We start from the raw sequence: 1146 nt of genomic DNA, 5'->3' as shown, positions 1-1146 counted from the left end.
GAAGAAGCGATGTCCAATATGACCTTTTTTTCCTGTTAAAAAGATGGGATCTCCTTCAAGAAAGAATTTATTTGGATAACTACTTAAAATATCCGCCCAAGGCATACCGATGCCTAGGATATGCTTGACCAGACGAAGAGATGAGACCTCTTCAATGACATCTATCGCAAGTTGGGTAGAACTAAGATTTCTAAACCACTCTTCTCGAGAAACCATACCTACTTTCCATCGGTCTGAATGAAAGGGGAAAAACTAAATGGTGTGCAAAAATTTGGCATCTCCAATGATTCGACGCACCTGTTCCATTTTTTTGCGCCTCCAATGTTTCAGTCCAAGCTCTACATCCTAATCTTTTTCTCGCTCGTGAAATTTTATCTTGGACCAACCTTCAGTGTGACGTTCCTGAATTACTTCATTTCACAGACGTTTTGCTTCAGGATAGGGATGTCCTTTAAAAAGGTCGGTGACATGTCTTGTGGTCACAGGTCCCGGATTAAGTAAAGGCATGAGTATATCGTCCTTCATATTTTCAGAAAAATATCCGTAAAAGGGTTGCGGATACAATTCAAAGCGGAATTTCTTCTGAAATTTTGAAGGGATCGACAAAAATTGCTCTCCCGATTTATATTCTTCAAGCTCAATTTGTTGATCAAATTCATTCTTCCAATACTTAATCATAGCGTTGATGGCTGGACGCTTCACAGTTGTTTCACTCCTTTTCATTTATCAATAAAAAAATCATACCAATTGTAAGGCATTTTCTTAATCAGCTTTTCTGCCCCAAATGCGATCAAGGCTGCCTTTTAATGGCAGCCTTGTTATTTCGTTCGATATAGAGCTACGCAGATTAGTTTCTTACATCCCATTATTATATTTTTTGAGTATTCTCCACTCCAAACCAAGCTTTCGCCTGCTTAATTACATCATCACTTGGACTCTGGTAAAAAACATATAAGTTTTCTTTGGCTCTAGTACAACATACATAAAACATTTTCTGGGTTCTCATAAAAATTGATTGTTTATCTTCTCTTGTACAAAATAAATAATCAAAATTAAAATTATTCCACCCTCCATTATCAAGGACGACTAGGACGTTCTTGAATTCAGCACCTTTGATTTTGTGTTGAGTGGAAAAAGGCGTATGAC

General features: G+C 37.3%; 3 protein-coding genes. All 3 read right to left on the bottom strand.

Translation table 11 applies throughout. The features are described 5' to 3' along the window. Window positions 1-216: hypothetical protein (locus AC1DWN_RS34150; RefSeq protein WP_477563249.1), on the bottom strand; the 216-nt coding region annotated here is incomplete at its 3' end. A gap of 201 nt (window positions 217-417) precedes the next feature. Continuing rightward, on the bottom strand, window positions 418-702 hold the full coding sequence (locus AC1DWN_RS34145) for a hypothetical protein (protein WP_477563248.1): 285 nt from the start codon (window positions 700-702) through the stop codon (window positions 418-420). A gap of 166 nt (window positions 703-868) precedes the next feature. Continuing rightward, on the bottom strand, window positions 869-1146 hold a 278-nt coding region (locus tag AC1DWN_RS34140), incomplete at its 5' end, for a 3'-5' exonuclease (RefSeq protein WP_477563247.1).

The organism is Paenibacillus sp. P4_A7 (assembly GCF_056402455.1).
The sequence above is the reverse complement of the archived record's forward strand: the minus strand, read 5'-3'. Positions and strand labels throughout refer to the sequence as shown.